This is a genomic window from Rouxiella aceris, from assembly GCF_012933545.1.
GTDB lineage: Bacteria > Pseudomonadota > Gammaproteobacteria > Enterobacterales > Enterobacteriaceae > Rouxiella > Rouxiella aceris.
This window is the reverse complement of sequence record NZ_JAADJU010000004.1, coordinates 304,435-323,873: the sequence shown is the minus strand read 5'-3', so window position 1 is coordinate 323,873 and position 19,439 is coordinate 304,435. Positions and strand designations below refer to the sequence as shown.

The 19,439-nt window shown below is 51.7% G+C and carries 9 protein-coding genes; all 9 read left to right on the top strand.

The features are described 5' to 3' along the window. Nucleotides 1-183: 183 nt before the first annotated feature. Nucleotides 184-7,194, top strand: a complete 7,011-nt coding sequence (locus tag GW590_RS09680) for a LysM peptidoglycan-binding domain-containing protein (protein ID WP_169402806.1) — start codon at nt 184-186, stop codon at nt 7,192-7,194. Between the two features lie 88 nt (nt 7,195-7,282). Continuing rightward, the gene (locus GW590_RS09675; protein ID WP_169402805.1) at nt 7,283-7,468 is read left to right on the top strand and encodes a hypothetical protein; all 186 of its coding nucleotides are present in this window, start codon (nt 7,283-7,285) and stop codon (nt 7,466-7,468) included. Nucleotides 7,469-8,083: 615 nt separating this feature from the next. Then, nucleotides 8,084-8,578 carry a leucine-responsive transcriptional regulator Lrp gene (gene lrp / locus GW590_RS09670; protein WP_009636652.1) on the top strand — a complete coding sequence of 165 codons (495 nt, stop codon included), beginning with the start codon at nt 8,084-8,086 and terminating at the stop codon, nt 8,576-8,578. Nucleotides 8,579-8,704: 126 nt separating this feature from the next. Continuing rightward, complete coding sequence (locus tag GW590_RS09665; protein WP_169402804.1) at nt 8,705-12,157, top strand: DNA translocase FtsK 4TM domain-containing protein; 3,453 nt, start codon at nt 8,705-8,707, stop codon at nt 12,155-12,157. 244 nt (nt 12,158-12,401) lie between these two features. Next, nucleotides 12,402-13,013 carry an outer membrane lipoprotein chaperone LolA gene (gene lolA, locus GW590_RS09660; RefSeq protein WP_169402803.1) on the top strand — a complete coding sequence of 204 codons (612 nt, stop codon included), beginning with the start codon at nt 12,402-12,404 and terminating at the stop codon, nt 13,011-13,013. A 7-nt stretch (nt 13,014-13,020) separates the two neighbouring features. Continuing rightward, nucleotides 13,021-14,364, top strand: coding sequence for a replication-associated recombination protein A (locus GW590_RS09655; RefSeq protein ID WP_169402802.1), 1,344 nt, complete (start codon nt 13,021-13,023; stop codon nt 14,362-14,364). Nucleotides 14,365-14,583: 219 nt separating this feature from the next. Continuing rightward, nucleotides 14,584-15,876, top strand: a complete 1,293-nt coding sequence (gene serS / locus GW590_RS09650; RefSeq protein ID WP_169402801.1) for a serine--tRNA ligase — start codon at nt 14,584-14,586, stop codon at nt 15,874-15,876. A 408-nt stretch (nt 15,877-16,284) separates the two neighbouring features. Next, nucleotides 16,285-18,741 (top strand): selenate/tellurate reductase subunit YnfE, encoded by a 2,457-nt coding sequence (gene ynfE / locus GW590_RS09645; RefSeq protein ID WP_169402800.1) that lies wholly within the window; start codon nt 16,285-16,287, stop codon nt 18,739-18,741. 80 nt (nt 18,742-18,821) lie between these two features. Then, nucleotides 18,822-19,439 carry a DMSO/selenate family reductase complex B subunit gene (locus GW590_RS09640; protein WP_169402799.1) on the top strand — a complete coding sequence of 206 codons (618 nt, stop codon included), beginning with the start codon at nt 18,822-18,824 and terminating at the stop codon, nt 19,437-19,439.

Sequence of the window (19,439 nt, the reverse complement as noted above, 5' to 3'; positions counted from 1 at the left end):
GCTGAGGTATATCTGCGCCGGGCCTGAATTTGAGGTTTCATCAAATTCATAGACCTGTCCTTACCATCCTTTACTTTCCATTACGACAAATCCGTAAGCTTCCGTGCTTTTTCGAAAATCTCTGTATGCCGCGACAGATACAATTTTGCCTAATTAATTTTTCTCTCTAGTAATAGGCTTATCATGACTCTCGGCATTAAACATTCGTCACACTCTTCTGTTGAACCAGCGTTGGCTCCGGCTATTTCAGCCGCAAGAAAGACTACCACCAGCGGCGCTGATGCTAACTCTTTTCCTCGCCAGATCCCCCTGTCTATCGCCACTGCACACACGGTGATAGACAATTACCGTCAAGGTAAAGCCGGGGACGGTGACTGGACGCAATGTGAATTCGTTGGCCTGTTGGTTGCCGATGCGCTGATGCATAACGAACCTTTACGCAATTGGTTTAACCGCGTCACCTCAAGCCCATTTAACCTCCCGCCGTCCGGAGAGAGTACCACCCTGAATAGCATGGCAGGCAAGCCTCTGACGCCAGAGGAGGGCGAAGCACTGTGGCAAGCGCTGGATCAACAAATTACCCACACCGTACTTGGGGATCCCGATGGCTGGATGGAGCCTGAAACCAAGGCGTTGAGTGCTGCTGAACAGGCACAATTTAGGCAATCAGAAGCCAAGTACCTGAATAAGCTCAGCGGGCAAGGGGAAACCGTACCGACGACAACAAGTTTGCAGGAGAGTGATGAACTGCAGGCATTGATGGATGAGTTTAGTGACTATTCATCCCGGCAGCCTGAGCAAAAACACCTGCCACGTTTTCCTTTGGCCGCTGAGTCAACCCCAGTCGCCATACCTGCGGATCTGCGCACGACCCCGGCAGGTAACACCTCCATGCTGCATGAGTTTCGTGACCTGGGGTATAACCGTGGCTTCCAGGCGGTAAATACCGACATGCTGAAGACGGCGACCAGGCAGTTATCAGATCTGGTGCAGGAAAAACCGTATACGCCAGGCGGTAAAGCGGCAGAGGCGCTGCAAAAACTCAGCCAGAAAATGCTTGATGATCTGCCGCTACGCACGGGTCAACATAAAGAGAGCATGACGGCAGTTATCAAGAACCTGACAGCGCTTGCTGCTGCGCTGCAGCAGGCGGATAGCATCCTTACCCGGGCCGCTGCCTTTACCCGTCCCGATCCGTCTCTAACCGGCGAGCTGAAAGTCGCCACAAAAAATCTTGTTCGCGCCAGTGATGATACATTTCAGTTGCTCACCCGTCTGACAGGGCAGGGCGACGGCGAATGGGAACAGGCATTTAGCGAGGCGGCTGTCGGACGTTTTCGGGTTGATGATGCCTGTGGCGATGTTATTGATGCACTGAAAAAACGTGGTGCGGAGCTTAAACAGGATAAATGGCTGAAACAGCAGGCTGTCACCCACGAAGCGGGACGGCTTACGGCCTGCCTGCAGGACGAAGTGACCAATCTCGACATCCTGGCGGGCAGTAAAGACCCTCAGGTTATCGGGCAGGCGGCCAACAGTCTGCAGGCACTTTGCGAGCAGGTGAAAGCACTGTTGGCTGTTCCGCAGGAAAATAGCGAGCTCAAGGTACTAAGCCAAATCACTCGCAGGCTATCGGAGGTCTCTGAAGCGTTGCAGATGGCTCAAGACACGCTGCAAGCTGCCACCAGGTTGTCAGTATCGGCAACAGCCAAAAGAGAGGCTTCGCCGATGGCAGACAAGCTGCAACAGCGCATAGATACACTGCACAAGGCCATGGATTCGTTGGGTCGTACGGCGGATATCCTGGGCGATAAGCTGGGCCCCGGACTGCATCAGGCAGCCGAGACTGCCTGGTCATTTACCCACGATACTCACACTGCGTACGGCGCGCTCGAGGCGGTTGCCAATAAATTGCTGGAGGTTAAGCACCAATTAAGGCCAGCAAAAAACCTGCTTCAAGTGGCGGCAGACAAGGTGAATCACGGTCTGAAAAAAACCGGGGCAACTGCGGGCGAAGTAGTCTCGGCCATTAAACACAGCCTCACCAATAAAACCCATGCCGCACAGTCCAACCTGATTCATCTTACCCATAAAAAATCTCAAGGGGTGGCGGCCGAGTATTCCGCACGCCTGAGAACCGCCGGCATCGGGACGCTGGGAGCAATGGAAACACTCCGTAATGCCGTCAGCGACCTGTCGCGGGCAGCCCATATGGCTCAGAAGGCGGACGGTATGACCGACGTGCCGTTACCGGAGGAGACTGGTGGCGGCAATGAGGCGCTGTTTGCCGCCTTGCATGAAGGGGTATCCGCTTTACAACAGGAAGATGCTGCCGGTACGCAGCCACTTGCCCGAAAAAAAACAGCGCCCGCAACAACCAAAAGGGCACAACTGGCTGAGCGACTGCAAAGACTGCATGGTCCACGCGATGCGGTACGCGCGGCACTGCAAGATGTTCAGTGGGAAGTTAAAAAAGCGCAAGAGGATCTCGACCTGGCGGAGGAACTCTATCCCAAAAAACAGCACGCTGAAGAGCACAAAAGAACGCAAACGCTGCGCAAAGATCTCAGGGCGGCGACCGCAGCGTGCGAGAAGGCCGCCAAAATACTGGATGAAGCCGCCAACAGTCTTACAGCGCCAGGGCGCGCTGAAAAATCGGCTGTTTCTCCCACGCTGACGCAGGAAAAGCAGAGTGAACTGCCGGAGAAGGCCACCATTGACAAGACGCTTAGAGAGATCAGAGCGGCGGTGCGCGAGATTAATACCTCGGTAGGGGCCGCCGAGCTGGCCGTTTCCAAGGCTACCGGTAAAAACATCGATATATTTTCCCGTGATGCAAGGATCGTCAAACACCTGGCCAACGCCTTTGCGGAACAGACCAAATCCGTGACCGCCGAAGTTAGGGATAAGCATGCCCATAGCGTAATGATGACCATCACCGAGATGGCTGGCGATTTTGGTAAACCCGGTGACATCGAGGGCAAGGCTTTCGCCCTGCGCCTGGAGAATGAGTATATGCGGGCACTACGCGATAAGCTGGTGCTGCCGCAAAGTATCGAGAAGGCGATGGCGAAACACCAGACTTATTCCCAGTATTTGTTGCATGCAGGCGCCAAGAGCTTGCAGTCGCGGCTGGTATATAAGGCGGTAAATAACAGTCTGGATAGCTTGTTAAGTACCGCTTTTCCCCTTGGCGGTGCGGTGCGCGCTTCATTAAAACTTATGATGTTGCCTTATACCTGTCACAAAGTGGAAGCGGAACTGATGCGCACCGTGATGCCGACACAGCCGCGGCCAAGCGATGAGATCGACTGCGTGCTGGGTAATCTGCTGGCCATAGAAGCGCACAAGATCGTGAAGTCTTTACTCCCCACGGCGATCAAAATGGGTATCGATACTCTGCTGACGGCGGCTCAAATTAAGCATGAAGGTGCCAAGGCGGTTATCAAGAGCGCGATCAATCGTGCGCCGAACGATGCGTTACTGTCGAGTTTCCTGGGGGGCGCATATACGCTGGGACACAAAACCTACCAGTCGATAAGTCAGTCTATGGAACGTAAAGACGTTGAGCGTATAAAACAGTGTCTGACCAGTGGGACGAACCTGGAAAGTATTGATATTACCAGTAACGCCACGTTGCAGGCGATCAGGGAATTAACTGAGGAGAATTCGACGCAACTGCAAGAGACAGACATGGAACCGGCCAGCGAAGAGAGATCAAATCGAAGCAAGCGTTCTACTGATAAAAAAGTAAAAAGTGACAGAGCCATACAACAAAAATACTTCCGGGCCAAAGCGGCTGCCGAAGATGCGCGTATAAAAAAAGAGAGTCAGGACTTTCAAAATACTATCGCACTCTATAATCGTACAGGAGGCGATATTTCTGTATTAAATAAATTGATAGCCAGTGGTGATATGCCGGAGTCATCCCGGGACTCATGGAATACTATAAAAGAAACTCAAGATGAGCTGGATAGCCTGTTGCAGGGGATGCATGGTTCAACAGATATAATTCTAAGCATTGATAAACTGATAAAAGAAAAATTTCTGCTAATAAATCATGGCGATAATCCTGAGTATACCCAGAGTATTAGAAATAGCATCACCTATTTATATCAGGAAAAGGCATTTCAGATTAATTTGAAAGGGGAGTTTACCAGTGTCATAGATTACTTAAAAACTCATCCACAAACTTTTTCGGACGATCCGGCACTACGTTTGCAACAATCCCTTGTTTTGGCATTGCAAGTCAAATTTCCGGCGGAATGTATTGGGCTGTCGGAAAAGCAAATTTATCAGAAAGCGCTATCGATACTCGCCAATAAAAGTGCCGATCCTGAAAAGGCACAGACTTTAGCCAGTGCGCATCAGATTGCGCATTATATAATTTTTAATAAAAAAGAGTGGGAAGGAGCCCCAACGGATATTCGCGTTGCAAATAGCTTTTATAAATATATCAGTGCGTCTGAAGGCAAAAAAGTGTCCATTGCCGAGATTTTCAAGACCTTTTCTGATTCTTTAAAATCACCGGCGGCAGAGTATACCGGTCTCTCCGATCTCCAGCCAATTTGGGAGTATTGGGACCGGCCTGATAGCGAATATTATCAGCAGATTGAAGACTATAAAGCCAACCATGCAGAAAATGAAGCTATTGATGATATGTACTTCCTGGCCGCGTCGGCGGGAGTCGATCCTGCTGATTTAAATCAGCCGCCTGTTGCTGTTAAAACCTTTAAAATAGAGGTGCCTGTTGCCGAGGTAAGACTTAGTGAACCCGGGAAAACAGTAAAAGGAGATTTTAACCATTATAATACTGAAAAAGGTAGCGTAACATTATTTCAAACCAAATCTGGTGACTATTGGTCATTAAGTACAGTAGGCAACAATAAGTCTTTAATTAAAATAGATAAAGCGACCTTTGAAAAATATTCGCCGACCTCGGGGATCAATGACGAAGCTACCGTTAAAGAATTTTTTAAAGACACCGGTGTGGCCGAAGAATCACTTCCTGAGCCAAAAACAACGTCTGTTGCCAACAAGTATTTGGATATTACGGATAGCATAACGTTTTTCTTTTATCACTTAGGCCGCAAGATCACTGGCAGAGAGCCAAAACGTGTGTTGCCTACCATTCCGGTAGAGCAGCGCTATTACAAAGTAAATTCTTGCGAAGCTTCACCGACGACTCAAAGCAAAAGTATGAATGCGTTGATGGTTGAAGATGCAACCGCGGCGAATAAAATGGCGGCAGATGAGAAGAAAAATTTCAGTTCCTTTGACCGAAGAACAAAACCGGCAAACTGGGACAATCTGAGCTACCAACAGAAGTTATTGCGTTCAATGGGTAATGCCTGGGGCCATATCAAGGATTTCAACCTGGCCCTTTTCAAGCCACTTGAGCTCTATATACGCTCGCTGGAAGATGCAGGATACAAGCCTTCAGAAGAAGAGATGGCTGAAGCTTATCTGGATTTGGCACTGGCGGTCGGGACAGTCGGTATCGGCACGGTAATTAAAAGCGCACAGGCGACAAAAACGGCTCTGGAGTTAGTCAAAGAAGCAAGAACATTAGGTTTGAAAGGAAAAAACTTTAAGCAGTTCATGTTTAAAGGTATGACTCCCTGGCTAAAAAGTGCAGCAAAGGGGGCGATAACAGCCCCACTTCGCGAGATTTTCCCTGTTTACGATCTTGCTGATTTAGCAACCAGCATGGCGAAAAAACCGCCAAAGGCGCAGGCGCTTAGTTTTGAAACACCGCCTCCGGTGGCTCAAAAATCGCCAACTGCTCATTCAGCGGAAAATACCCCGAGAACTAAAAGTGAGCCGGATAAAGATATTCACACCTCTGCGACTAAAAACGTATTAGCCGCTGAAAAGAAACTTGCGGAAGACGTAACGTTGATACCTGCTGATACTTCCGTTTCAGGGCAGAATATTATCATGACTCAACCTTCCGAAGGGATGAGGCTTATCAAGGCCGAAAATAGCCAAGCCAAAACATTGTATGTCGACAGCCATGGCCGTTATCAAAACACCCCTTCGCCATTAAGGTCTTTTTTTAACAAAATCAGAGAAATATTCTCTGGTTCTGGTATTGAAGAAGAGAAAATTACGCATTCTGTACCTGTTCCTAAGGGTAAGAAGGTCAGTTTCTCCAGCCCGCATGGCAAAAAAACCGATACCATGAAAACAAGTACCGAATTAAGAATGGCACCTTCTCACAGCCCTTTTGGGACGGTAACTTCGGACTCGTATCAGGCAAATCCAATTCATGATGTATCCCTGGAAATTAATGAAAAAGTGTTGAAGATGACACCTGAGGACAGAGCTAAATTAGCGGAAGAGCAAGGATTAAGACGTCATGACGAGGTTAAGCCTGAAAACGAGCAAAAATTAGTCACTGGTACCAGAGAATCTGGAAAAGTCAGGAACATGCTGTTTACTGAATACAAATATCCAGGTTTGGATACCAATGAGCAAATAAAAGATGCCGCGCGGGGTGTCGATTCTCTTCATTTTCAGGGCGCACAAAACCCTGAATTTGCAGGGGATCTACTGGTTATTGAACCTGAATACGTCGTTACCCTTGAACGTGTTCTGAAGGACCTCAACGATTCTGCTACCTATCAAGGCTATAATCATGTGGTTATTTTTGCATGTCGGACACCGTCCACTAAACCAGCCAGTGGTTCATACCCTCTTAACAGTATAACCGCCAAAGGGACTTCGAAAGCAGCCGATAGTGGATCCGAAGGCGCCGCAGATAATGCTGTAGAGCGTGTAGAATTACACTTTGAGCGTAAAGATGGAGTATTGGTATTTGTGGGCAGCAAGGCTATACAGGAGACAGAGGCAGCAGAAACCAAAACCGCCAATACAGCAACGGCCAGTACAACAGCCGCCAATACAACAACGGCCAATACAGCAACGGCCGATGCAACAGAAATGACAAAGTCCGTTGCACAAAGCATTGCCTCAGATAACCCGGAAAATATCATAGCGCCAGGCAAGGTATATATTTCACAACCCGGGGATAGTCTGGCGAGTATATTTGCGAAGTACTGCAATCTTCCTACTACGCCGGAAACGACAATGGACGCATTTAAACAAGTCAATCCTGATGTGCCTGATATTCCAGGTCTCGAGATGGTGGAACTGAATGTCGGTACCAAAATTTATATCCCTATGTCGTAGTTGCTCAGGTCTGACCGTTACTGTTTGTTTATAAAGGTATCGGTCAGATTAAAGAGTGTAGAGATCGCGGCAAGCTGCCAGCCACCCAGTGAGCAAAACAGTAGGCCAATGGTCAGCCGGGGCATGGCTGACCATGATCATTGAAAGCTCGACGTCCAGGAAATGCCCGACAGCGGTTAAACCGCTCAACATGGTCGCTGATTCTCAGGAGAAACGGACGGGCAATAAGGCATTGAAAGCGGCGCTGCGCAACCAGTTGCCGGGCTATCATTAGCCAACCGTCGCCGACGATAATCTGTTGCCTACAAAGCTTCTCCGGCAATTTACTTTTGTTATTGTGCAATCTGCAAAGATAGCTAAAAAAGGAAGGTCAGCGTTTTCAATCTGGCACGTTCTTCTGATTTTGCTTCTTTTACTTTGACAATCCGCTGTGCATTTGCGAAAACATCTAGGGAAGAAGAAATTAAACGCCTGCCGGTGACTCAGAATTAGGCAATATGCTGCTCAATCACCCGATATGGGGATGGCAGGGTGCATTTTGCTGGTCCAGGCATGAAAAATTCAGGTTTTACTTGCCTGATTAATCACTTAGCGTTATTTCTTTTTGACTCGACTGAAAAATTCGTTTTCTTCTGACAGGGGTAAGACGTCTTACGTGAGTCGCTAAAACCTATAAGAACAGGTCTTCGCTTAGGATAGACCCGAAGTCACTGAAGTGGCGGCAAGGCCAAGTTAACCCATCCCGGCGAGCTTACATCAGTAAATGTTCCGGGTAAGTGATGCAGCCAACGCCGTTGCCGCTTCAGGTACGGTGGGTATAAACCCTTATACATTGAAGTTGGTTAGGGTATGGCAAGTGCAGGGAAGGACAGCAGAGAGATAATAATAAATGGTAGATAATAAGAAACGTCCGGGAAAAGATCTCGATCGCATTGACCGCAACATCCTTAACGAGCTGCAAAAGGATGGGCGGATCTCTAACGTTGAGCTTTCCAAACGCGTAGGGTTGTCACCTACACCATGTCTGGAACGCGTTCGTCGTTTAGAGCGTCAAAATTTCATTCATGGCTATACTGCGTTGCTTAATCCTCACTATCTGGATGCTTCGTTGTTGGTGTTCGTTGAGATTACACTCAACCGTGGTGCACCGGATGTGTTTGAGCAATTTAATGCAGCAGTGCAAAAACTAGAAGATATTCAGGAGTGTCATTTGGTTTCCGGGGATTTTGACTACTTGTTGAAGACCCGTGTACCCGATATGTCTGCTTACCGTAAACTGCTTGGCGAAACGCTTCTTCGTTTGCCTGGCGTTAACGACACCCGTACCTATGTGGTTATGGAAGAAGTGAAACAGACTAACCGTCTGGTCATTAAGACCCGATAAGCAAAAGGTACAGGTGCAAAACCTTATTTTTTTAGCTACACTCCTGTGTATTCATACAGCGCTGGCGCCGAGGGTTGTTCTCGGCGCTATTGCTATTTCAGTTCACAGGAACCTGGAGAGCCTTTCTTGAGCCAGGAATATACAGAAGACAAAGACGTAACCTTGAAAAAACTCAGCAGTAGCCGCCGCATTCTGGAGGCTGTGCTGGTTGTGGTCGCGCTGTTTGCCGTTTATCTGATGGCAGCATTGCTCAGTTTTAATCCGTCCGATCCCAGTTGGTCGCAAACCTCCTGGCATGGCCCTATCCATAATTTGGGGGGCGGTGTCGGTGCCTGGATGGCGGATACGCTGTTGTTTATTTTTGGCGTTTTGGCTTATGCCATTCCCCCAATCATGATCTGTCTGTGCTGGGCCGGTTTCCGCCAGCGTGATAATCATGAATACATCGACTACTTCTCTCTGTCACTTCGTCTGATAGGCACGCTGGCACTGATTGTCACCTCGTGCGGACTGGCGTCGCTAAATATTGACGACCTCTACTACTTTGCCTCTGGCGGGGTGATCGGCAGTCTGCTCGGAACGGCGATGATGCCGTGGTTTAATAACGTTGGTGGCACCCTGGTGCTGCTGTGCGTCTGGTCCGCTGGTCTGACCTTGTTCACCGGCTGGTCATGGTTGACCATTGCCGAGAAAATCGGTGGCGTGGTGCTGGGTGTCACCACCTTTATGACCAACCGCTCGCGTCGTGATGATGATTACGATTACGACGATCGCTATGATGACCATGGGCATCAGGAAGATGACGATCGTCAAGACCATCAGGATATACAGAGAGTCGAAAAGGCCCCTGTGCCGGTAGCTGCTGCGCCCCTTGCGGCTGCTCCACTGCCTGAGGCTGATGACGACGACGATGATGTGCTGTTCTCTGCGCCGTCGCTGCGCGAGTTGGTGTCCACAGCCGCTGTCCAGCCATTGCAGCCTGCTGCGGCGACGGTAGACCCCATTGAAGTAACACCGACTCCTGTTATTGCGGCTGCGCCGGTTGCGCCGCCTGTGGTACCGATTGAGGCGACGCCTGCTGTGCCGGAAACACCACCGCTGTACAGTTTCGAACTCCCCGAGGAAACCCCGGCACCGCGTAGCATTCAACCTACTGTGGCTCCGCTGACGCACCGCGACGACCAGCCGCAATGGGGAGACTGGAACCGCGCAGCCGAACCTGCGCCATCGCGTTCACCCTTTGATTTCCATACCACACCTGACGTGGATAACGTGGCGGCAACTCTGACTGCCACCACCACTACGGCAGCGGTCACTCCTGGGCTGGCGCATGCTGCGCAGTCGACAGTGGGTGACAGCACCTTTATGCCGGCATTTAGCGCTGTCAGTGAGGATAAACCCCAGGTCAAAAAAGGTTTCGGTCCCGAGTTGCCGCGACCTAACCCGGTGAAACTGCCAACCCGCCGTGAATTGGCCTCTTATGGCATTAAATTACCTTCGCAGCGGATGGCCGAGCTGCAAGAAAAGCAGGCGTTGCAGGCACAATCGCAGCAGGCACAGGCAGCGCTGTCTCAACAAGAGCAAGATACCGCCGCCGCTGACGAAGCCGCGTTGCAGGAAGCCGCCCTCCGCGAGGCCTGGGTGGCCCAGCAGAATCAGCGCTATGGTGATGAAACCGCTGAGCAGGTTGAAGTTGAAGATGACGAAGATGCCCTGTTACAGGCGCAACTGCGTCAGCAGTTTGCTGCCCGCGAAGAGGCACGCTATCAGCCTGCCGAGCAACCCGCGCACGAAATACAGCAAACAGCCGCCGAGCCCGCTTTTAGCCATGAGCCGATCACCCGGCAAAATATCAGCACCCATGACGCCTTCAATTTTTCTCCGCTGGCCGATCTGGTTGATGATAGCCCGGTGGAACCGTTATTTACCTTGCCGCCGCAGACTGAAGCCTCACCTCAGCCTGCTGCCTATAGTCAGAGTGCCGCGCCGGCCACTGTGGTTCCTCAGCCGGCACCTGAACCGGCCAAACCGGCAATGGACAGCCTGATCCATCCATTCCTGATGCGCAATGAACAGCCAATGAGCAAGCCAACCACGCCGTTGCCGAGCCTGGATTTGCTGACTTCGGCCCCGGCGGAAGAAGAACCGGTGGATATGTTTGCCCTTGAGCAAACGGCACAGCTGATTGAAGCGCGTCTGAATGATTACCGCATCAAGGCGGTGGTGGTCGATAAACTGCCGGGGCCGGTAATCACCCGTTTTGAGCTGGATCTGGCACCGGGTGTCAAAGCAGCACGTATCTCCAATCTCTCCCGTGACCTGGCGCGCTCCCTGTCAACCGTTGCCGTGCGTATTGTCGAGGTTATTCCCGGCAAACCCTATGTCGGCCTTGAGTTGCCGAATAAAAAGCGTCAAACGGTCTATCTGCGAGAAGTGCTGGATTGTGCGAAATTCAAAAACGATCCGTCGCCGCTGACCGTGGTATTGGGTAAAGATATCGCCGGTGAGCCGGTGGTGGCCGATCTGGCAAAAATGCCGCACCTGCTGGTTGCCGGTACCACCGGTTCTGGTAAATCCGTTGGCGTTAACGCCATGATCCTCAGCATGTTGTATAAAGCGACGCCGGAAGATGTGCGCTTTATTATGATCGACCCAAAAATGCTGGAGCTGTCGGTGTATGAAGGCATTCCGCATCTGTTGACCGAAGTGGTCACGGATATGAAAGACGCGGCCAATGCACTGCGCTGGTGTGTGGGCGAAATGGAACGCCGCTACAAGCTGATGTCTGCCCTGGGTGTGCGTAATCTCGCCGGTTATAACGAACGAGTTAAAGAAGCCGAAGCGATGGGCCGGCCAATCCCCGATCCGTTCTGGAAACCAAGCGACAGCATGGGCAACGAACCGCGCATGTTGGCTAAAGAGCCCTTTATTGTCGTGCTGGTCGATGAGTTTGCCGACCTGATGATGACCGTCGGTAAAAAAGTCGAAGAGCTGATTGCCCGCCTGGCGCAGAAAGCCCGTGCCGCCGGGATCCACCTGGTGTTGGCGACTCAACGCCCTTCGGTGGATGTCATTACCGGTTTGATTAAGGCTAATATACCGACCCGTATTGCCTTTACCGTATCGAGCAAAATCGATTCGCGTACCATTCTCGATCAGTCCGGCGCCGAGTCGTTACTGGGTATGGGGGATATGCTGTATATGGCCCCTAACTCCTCGATTCCGATCCGTGTGCACGGCGCTTTTGTTCGCGATCAGGAAGTCCATGCCGTGGTTCAGGACTGGAAAGCCCGTGGTCGTCCGCAGTACGTCGACAACATTCTTAGCGGCGGCGAAGAGGGCGAAGGCGGTGCGCTGGGACTGGAAGAGGGCGAGGAGCTTGATCCGCTGTTCGATCAGGCCGTGGCGTTTGTGGTCGAAAAACGCCGTGCCTCAATCTCGGGGGTGCAACGTCAGTTCCGCATTGGTTACAACCGGGCGGCGCGCATTGTCGAGCAAATGGAGGCGCAGTCTATCGTCAGTGCGCCAGGCCATAACGGCAACCGCGAAGTTCTGGCTCCGCCACCGCACGAAGTCTGATGGCAGGAGCATAAAGGGCCGCGAAAGCGGCCCTTGGCAATTCTGTTCGCTGCCATTTCGCTGGTTGCCTATCAATCAGCCGAATGCAAAGAAGCGTAAAAGCAAACTATATCAGACGATTGAGCTATCAAAGCACAATGGGCTTGGGCTAAAGTTAGGTAACTGGGGTTGTCTCCCCTGGATGTTCCCCCCAATGGTTGGGCGAGATCGTCTGTTCGCAATGGATTTTAAGGTAACAATAACAATGAAGAAATTATTGGCTGTAGGCTGTTTGTTGACTGCATTTATTTCCGGATCGGTATTGGCGGATGCCAGCAGCGATTTAAAAAGCCGTTTAGGCAAACTGAATACCTTCCATGCCAGCTTTACCCAGACGGTAACCGGTGCTGACGGTGCCAATGTGCAGCAGGGCGAAGGCCAACTGTGGGTAAAACGTCCCAACTTGTTTAACTGGCATATGACTACGCCAGATGAAAGTATTCTGGTTTCTGACGGTAAAACCTTATGGTTCTACAACCCCTTTGTTGAACAGGTGACCGCCACCTGGCTGAAAAATGCCACCGGCAATACGCCGTTTATGCTGATCACCCGTAACGACAGCAGCGATTGGGCCAATTACAACGTGACGCAAAAAGGTGATGATTTTAATCTGACCCCCAAGTCCGCCGCCGGTAATCTGAAACAGTTTGCGATTACCGTTACGCCAACGGGGACCATTAAGAGCTTTACCGCCGTCGAACAGGATGGTCAACGCAGCGCCTATGCGCTGAAAGGTGAGCAAAATGCCGCGGTTGATGATGCGAAATTCAAATTCACTCCACCTAAGGGTGTTACGGTAGACGATCAGCGTCAGTGAGGACCTTGTGAGTAACCTGTCACTGGATTTTTCCAATAATGAATTTCAGCCCCTGGCCGCGCGTATGCGGCCGGTGACCCTGGCTGAATACATTGGTCAGCAGCATTTGCTGGCACCCGGCAAGCCCCTGCCGCGGGCCATCGAAGCAGGACAACTGCATTCGATGATTTTATGGGGACCGCCGGGTACCGGAAAAACCACGCTGGCAGAACTGATTGGTCGTTATGCCAATGCCGATGTCGAGCGCATTTCGGCCGTCACCTCCGGCATCAAAGAGATCCGCGAGGCGATTGAACGCGCGCGGCAAAATCGTGATGTCGGCAGGCGCACTATCCTGTTTGTAGATGAAGTGCATCGCTTTAACAAAAGCCAGCAAGATGCCTTTCTGCCCCATATTGAAGACGGGACTATCACCTTTATTGGTGCCACTACCGAGAATCCGTCGTTCGAGCTTAACTCCGCCTTATTGTCCCGCGCCCGCGTCTATCTGCTTAAATCACTGACCAGCGAAGAAATTGAGCAGGTTATCGACCAGGCCATGAACAACGTCGAACGGGGTTATGCCAATCAGCATATCCAGGTTCCTGCCGAGACGCGTCGCATGTTGGCCGAACTGGTTAATGGCGATGCACGGCGTGCGTTAAACAGCATTGAAATGATGGCCGATATGGCTGAAATCGATGCCCAGGGAGTACGTACGCTGACGCCGGAACTGTTAAAAGAGATCTCTGGCGAACGCAGTGCCCGCTTTGATAACAAGGGCGATCGTTTTTATGATCTGATCTCCGCGGTGCATAAATCGGTGCGCGGTTCGGCACCGGATGCCGCGCTCTATTGGTATGCGCGCATTATTACCGCCGGTGGCGACCCGCTATATGTGGCCCGGCGACTGCTGGCCATTGCGTCAGAAGATATCGGCAACGCCGATCCGCGCGCCATGCAGGTCGCGATGGCCGCCTGGGACTGCTTTACTCGTATAGGCCCGGCAGAGGGAGAGAGAGCCATTGCCCAGGCGATTGTTTATCTGGCCTGTGCACCGAAAAGCAATGCGGTATACACTGCCTTTGCCGCTGCCATGCGTGATGCCAAAGAGCATGCAGATTACGACGTCCCCGACCATTTACGCAATGCACCCACCCGGCTGATGAAAGAGATGGGCCTGGGAGCCGAGTATCGCTACGCGCATAATGAAGCCAATGCCTATGCCGCCGGGGAGAACTACTTCCCACCGGAAATGGCCGACAGCCAGTACTATTTTCCCACTGCTCGCGGGATGGAAGCCAAGATCGCTGAAAAGCTGGCCTGGTTGCACGAACAAGATCAAAATAGCCCGACAAAACGCTACCGATAAAGAGGCTGTTGCGGTAAGGTTACGGCTGATAACTCTTTGACATGTTGCCGGTTCAGGTGGCATGTGATAACAAACATTATTCAATCTACCCAACGTCATTGACGATGCGGCAAGGCAATCAATGCGCAGCAACCTGTCGGTTTCATCGAGGGGAATTATGCGTAATGGTCGCAGGCTGTCGTCGAGTGCTGAAGGGTAAACAACACGAACAGGATTAGCATGCTCGATCCCAATCTGCTGCGTAATGAGCTAGACGCAGTTGCAGAAAAACTCGCTCGCAGAGGTTTTAAACTCGATGTAGAAACATTGCGCGCTCAAGAAGAGCGCCGCAAAGTACTGCAAGTTGAAACAGAAAATCTTCAGGCCGAAAGAAATGCGCGATCGAAATCGATCGGCGCAGCAAAAGCTCGCGGTGAAGACATCGATGCCCTGCGTCAGGAAGTTAACGAACTGGGTGAGAAGCTGGATGCTGCCAAGGCGGAGCTGGAAACACTACAGAACGAAATCCGTGCTGTCACCCTGGCTATTCCTAACCTGCCGGATGATTCTGTTCCCGTTGGTAAAGACGAAACCGAAAACCTCGAAGTCAGCCGCTGGGGCGAACCGCGTCAGTATGATTTTGAAGTCCGCGATCATGTTTCGCTCGGTGAACTGGCCGATGGGCTGGATTTCGCTGCTGGTGTCAAGCTGACCGGTGCGCGCTTTGTAGTGATGAAAGGGCAGATCGCCCGTATGCACCGCGCATTGTCGCAGTTTATGCTCGACCTGCACACTGAACAGCATGGTTATACCGAAGCGGTAGTGCCTTACCTGGTCAACCAGGATTCGCTGTTTGGTACCGGTCAGTTACCTAAGTTTGGCGAAGACCTGTTCCACACCAAACCGCTGGACGAAGAAGCTGACAGCAGCAACTATGCGCTGATCCCGACGGCTGAAGTGCCTTTGACCAACCTGGTGCGTGACGAAATTCTGGAAGAAGAGCTGCTGCCGCTGAAGCTGACGGCGCATACCCCGTGCTTCCGTTCTGAAGCGGGCTCCTACGGTCGTGATACCCGTGGTCTGATCCGTATGCACCAGTTCGACAAAGTCGAAATGGTACAGATCGTCTGTCCGGAAGATTCCATGCAGGCGCTGGAAGAATTAACCGGCCATGCCGAGAAAGTGCTGCAACTGTTGAATCTGCCGTACCGTAAAGTACTGCTCTGCACCGGTGATATGGGCTTTGGCTCCAGCAAAACCTACGATCTGGAAGTGTGGCTGCCGGCGCAAAATACCTACCGCGAGATCTCCTCATGTTCCAATATGTGGGATTTCCAGGCACGTCGCATGCAGGCTCGCACCCGCAGCAAAACCGAGAAAAAACCGCGTCTGGTGCATACCCTTAACGGTTCGGGTCTGGCTGTAGGGCGTACGCTGGTTGCCGTGCTAGAGAACTATCAGTTGGCGGATGGCCGTATTGAAGTGCCGGAAGTGCTGCGTCCATATATGCGCGGACTGGAAGTTATCGGCTAAGGTCATTTCGTCCTATGCTGTAAAAAAGCGCCTTTTGGGCGCTTCAGACTGCTGACAAAGTCCGTTATTAGGGAGAGTGCACCGTTGGGGTCGTAGCGGGCTTGCCCGCCGGAGCGCCCCTAGGTGTGCTATGCCCGGGTATCTTGATCATCAAGACGACTTTGTCATCAAACTCAAGCGCCTTATGGGCGCTTTTTTTTAAACCTGATCCATGGCACAGTTCTGCTATCCAGTTGCCGCCATTTCCCTTTTATTGATAGCAGACAAAGTAATTAACCTGCTTAAAGGTAATATCCATAGATTAAATATGGATATCGCTTATCTTAAATTTTTCTTGCGCTATCCATAGTCAGTTGCTCAGTGACCAGCAGCATTTTTGTTGGCGATGTCATCTATGGGAGCAGAAGCATGTCAGCAAGCAAATCAGATAACCCGACCAACGGCAACGGTATCAGTCGCCGCAACCTGATGAAAACCTCGGCGCTGGCCGGATTGGTCGCCGCCGCCGGGGGCATTATTCCTCCTTTTAGCCGCCGGGCCTTTCCCGCAACACCCGAGAATAGCCAGGCGGCGCAGCCGCAAGATAAAGTAGTGTGGGGTGCCTGCTCAGTGAACTGCGGTAGCCGCTGCGCCCTGCGTTTACATGTGCGCAATGATGAGGTCTATTGGGTTGAAACCGATAATACCGGTAATGACCAGTATGGCTATCACCAGGTGCGGGCCTGCCTGCGCGGGCGTTCAATGCGCCGACGTATGAATCATCCGGAAAGGCTCAACTATCCAATGAAGCGCACCGGCAAGCGCGGCGAAGGTAAATTCAAGCCCATCAGCTGGGAACAGGCCTTTGATGAAATCGCCGATAATTTAAAACGCATTGTGGCGAAATACGGTAATGAAGCAGTGTATATCAACTACAGCAGCGGCGTAGTGGGGGGCAATATTACCCGATCGTCACCCACCGCCTCGTTGGTGACCCGATTGATGAACTGCTATGGCGGCTATTTAGGTCAATACGGCACTTACAGTACCGCGCAAATCTCCTGTGCTATGCCCTATACCTACGGCAGTAATGATGGCAACAGTACCTCCGATATCGAAAACAGCAAACTGGTGGTGCTTTTCGGCAATAACCCGGCAGAAACCCGCATGAGCGGCGGCGGCATCACCTATTTTCTGGAGCAGGCACGTCAGCGATCCAACGCTAAAATGGTGGTCATCGATCCGCGTTATACCGATACCGCAGCCGGTCGTGAAGACGAATGGCTGCCTATCAGGCCAGGAACCGATGCCGCGCTGGTCGCCGGGATGGCTTATGTATTGATCAGCGAGAATATGGTCGATCAGCCGTTTCTTGATAACTATTGCGTGGGTTATGACGAGAAAACCCTGCCTGCCGGGGCACCGGCCAATGGCCATTATAAGGCTTATATTCTCGGTCAGGGTGACGACGCCCTGGCAAAAACCCCGCAATGGGCATCGCAAATCACCGGTATTCCTGCCGATCGTATTATCAAACTGGCACGTGAAATCGGCCAGACCAAGCCGGTGTGTATTTCTCAGGGCTGGGGACCGCAGCGTCAGGCCAACGGTGAACAAACCTCCCGTGCTATCGCCATGTTGGCGATCCTCACTGGTAATGTTGGCATTAACGGCGGTAACAGCGGCGCGCGCGAGTCTACCTATAACATCACCATCGAGCGTATGCCGGTGCTGAGTAATCCGGTTAAAACCCAGATTTCCTGCTTTAGCTGGACGGACGCCATCAAGCGCGGCCCGGAAATGACCGCTAAAAAGGACGGTATCCGTGGCAAAGACAAACTCGATGTGCCGATCAAGTTTATCTGGAATTACGCCGGTAACACCATTACCAACCAGCATTCTGAAATCAATAAAACCCACGATATTTTGCAGGACGACAGCCAGTGCGAAATGATCGTAGTGATTGAGAATTTTATGACTTCATCGGCGAAGTATGCCGATATTCTGCTACCCGATCTGATGACGACCGAGCAGGAAGATATTATCCCCAATGATTACGCCGGCAATATGGGCTACCTGATCTTCAGCCAGCCTGCGACCTCGGCAAAATTTCAGCGCAAAGGCATCTATGAGATGATGAGCGAAGTCGCCAAACGACTTGGCCCGCAGGTCTATGAAAAATTCACCGAAGGTCGAAGCCAGCGGGATTGGCTGCATTTTCTCTATAACAAGATGTTGGCAAAAGATCCGGCGCTACCTGCCTATGAAACGCTGCGTGAGCAGGGGATCTACAAGCGTAAAGATCCTGACGGACACTTTGTTGCCTATAAAGCCTTCCGCCAGGATCCCGTTGCCCATCCGTTGAGTACCCCTTCGGGAAAAATCGAGATTTACTCCGCCGCACTGGCAAAAATTGCCGCTGAGTGGCAGCTGGCTGAAGACGAGATCATTACCGCGTTGCCAGTTTACACCTCCACCTTTGAAGGTTGGGACGACCCTTTACGCAGCAAGTATCCGCTACAGATGTTTGGTTTCCACTATAAAGCTCGTACCCACTCCTCCTACGGCAATATTGATGTTCTACAGGCTGCCTGTCGCCAGGAGATCTGGATTAATCCTCTCGATGCCGAGAGCCGGGGCATTAGCAACGGTGACAAGGTGCGCGTGTTTAATGGCCGTGGTGAAGTGCGGGTAGCGGCAAAAGTCACACCGCGTATTCTCCCCGGCGTAGTGGCCATGGGGCAGGGCGCTTGGCATCAGGCCGATATGCAAGGCGATCGCGTCGACCACGGGGCCTGTATGAATACGCTGACCACGCAACGACCTTCTCCGTTGGCGAAAGGTAACCCGCAACATACCAATCTGATCCAGCTCGAAAAGGTATAAACCACAGCAGCAAAGGGTGCGTTGTGCTTTGACCCTGGCCGGATGATGGTCAGGGTGGCTAAGGTTTAATGGAGTGTTCGATGACCACACAATATGGTTTTTATATTGATTCAAGTCGCTGCACCGGGTGTAAAACCTGTGAGCTGGCTTGTAAAGACTTCAAGAATCTGACGCCGGACGTCAGCTTCCGCCGTATCTATGAGTATGCCGGGGGCGAGTGGCAACAGGATGGCAGCGGATGGCAGCAGAATGTCTTTGCCTATTATCTGTCGATTGCCTGTAACCACTGCGCCGATCCGGCCTGTACCAAAGTGTGTCCCAGCGGTGCCATGCACAAGCGGGAAGACGGCTTTGTGGTGGTCGATGAGGATATCTGCATCGGCTGTCGCTATTGCCATATGGCCTGTCCTTACGGCGCGCCACAGTACAACGCCGCCAAGGGACATATGACTAAATGTGATGGTTGCTACCAGCGGGTGGCCGAGGGTAAAAAACCGATCTGCGTCGAATCCTGCCCGCTGCGTGCGCTGGATATGGCACCCATTGACGAACTGCGTGCCAAATACGGATCGCTGGCCGAAGTGGCCCCCTTGCCCGCGGCGCACTTTACCCAACCTAATATTGTGATTAAGCCGAATGCCCAGTGCCGCCCGGTAGGCGATACCAGCGGCTTTTTGGCCAATCCGAAGGAGGTTTAA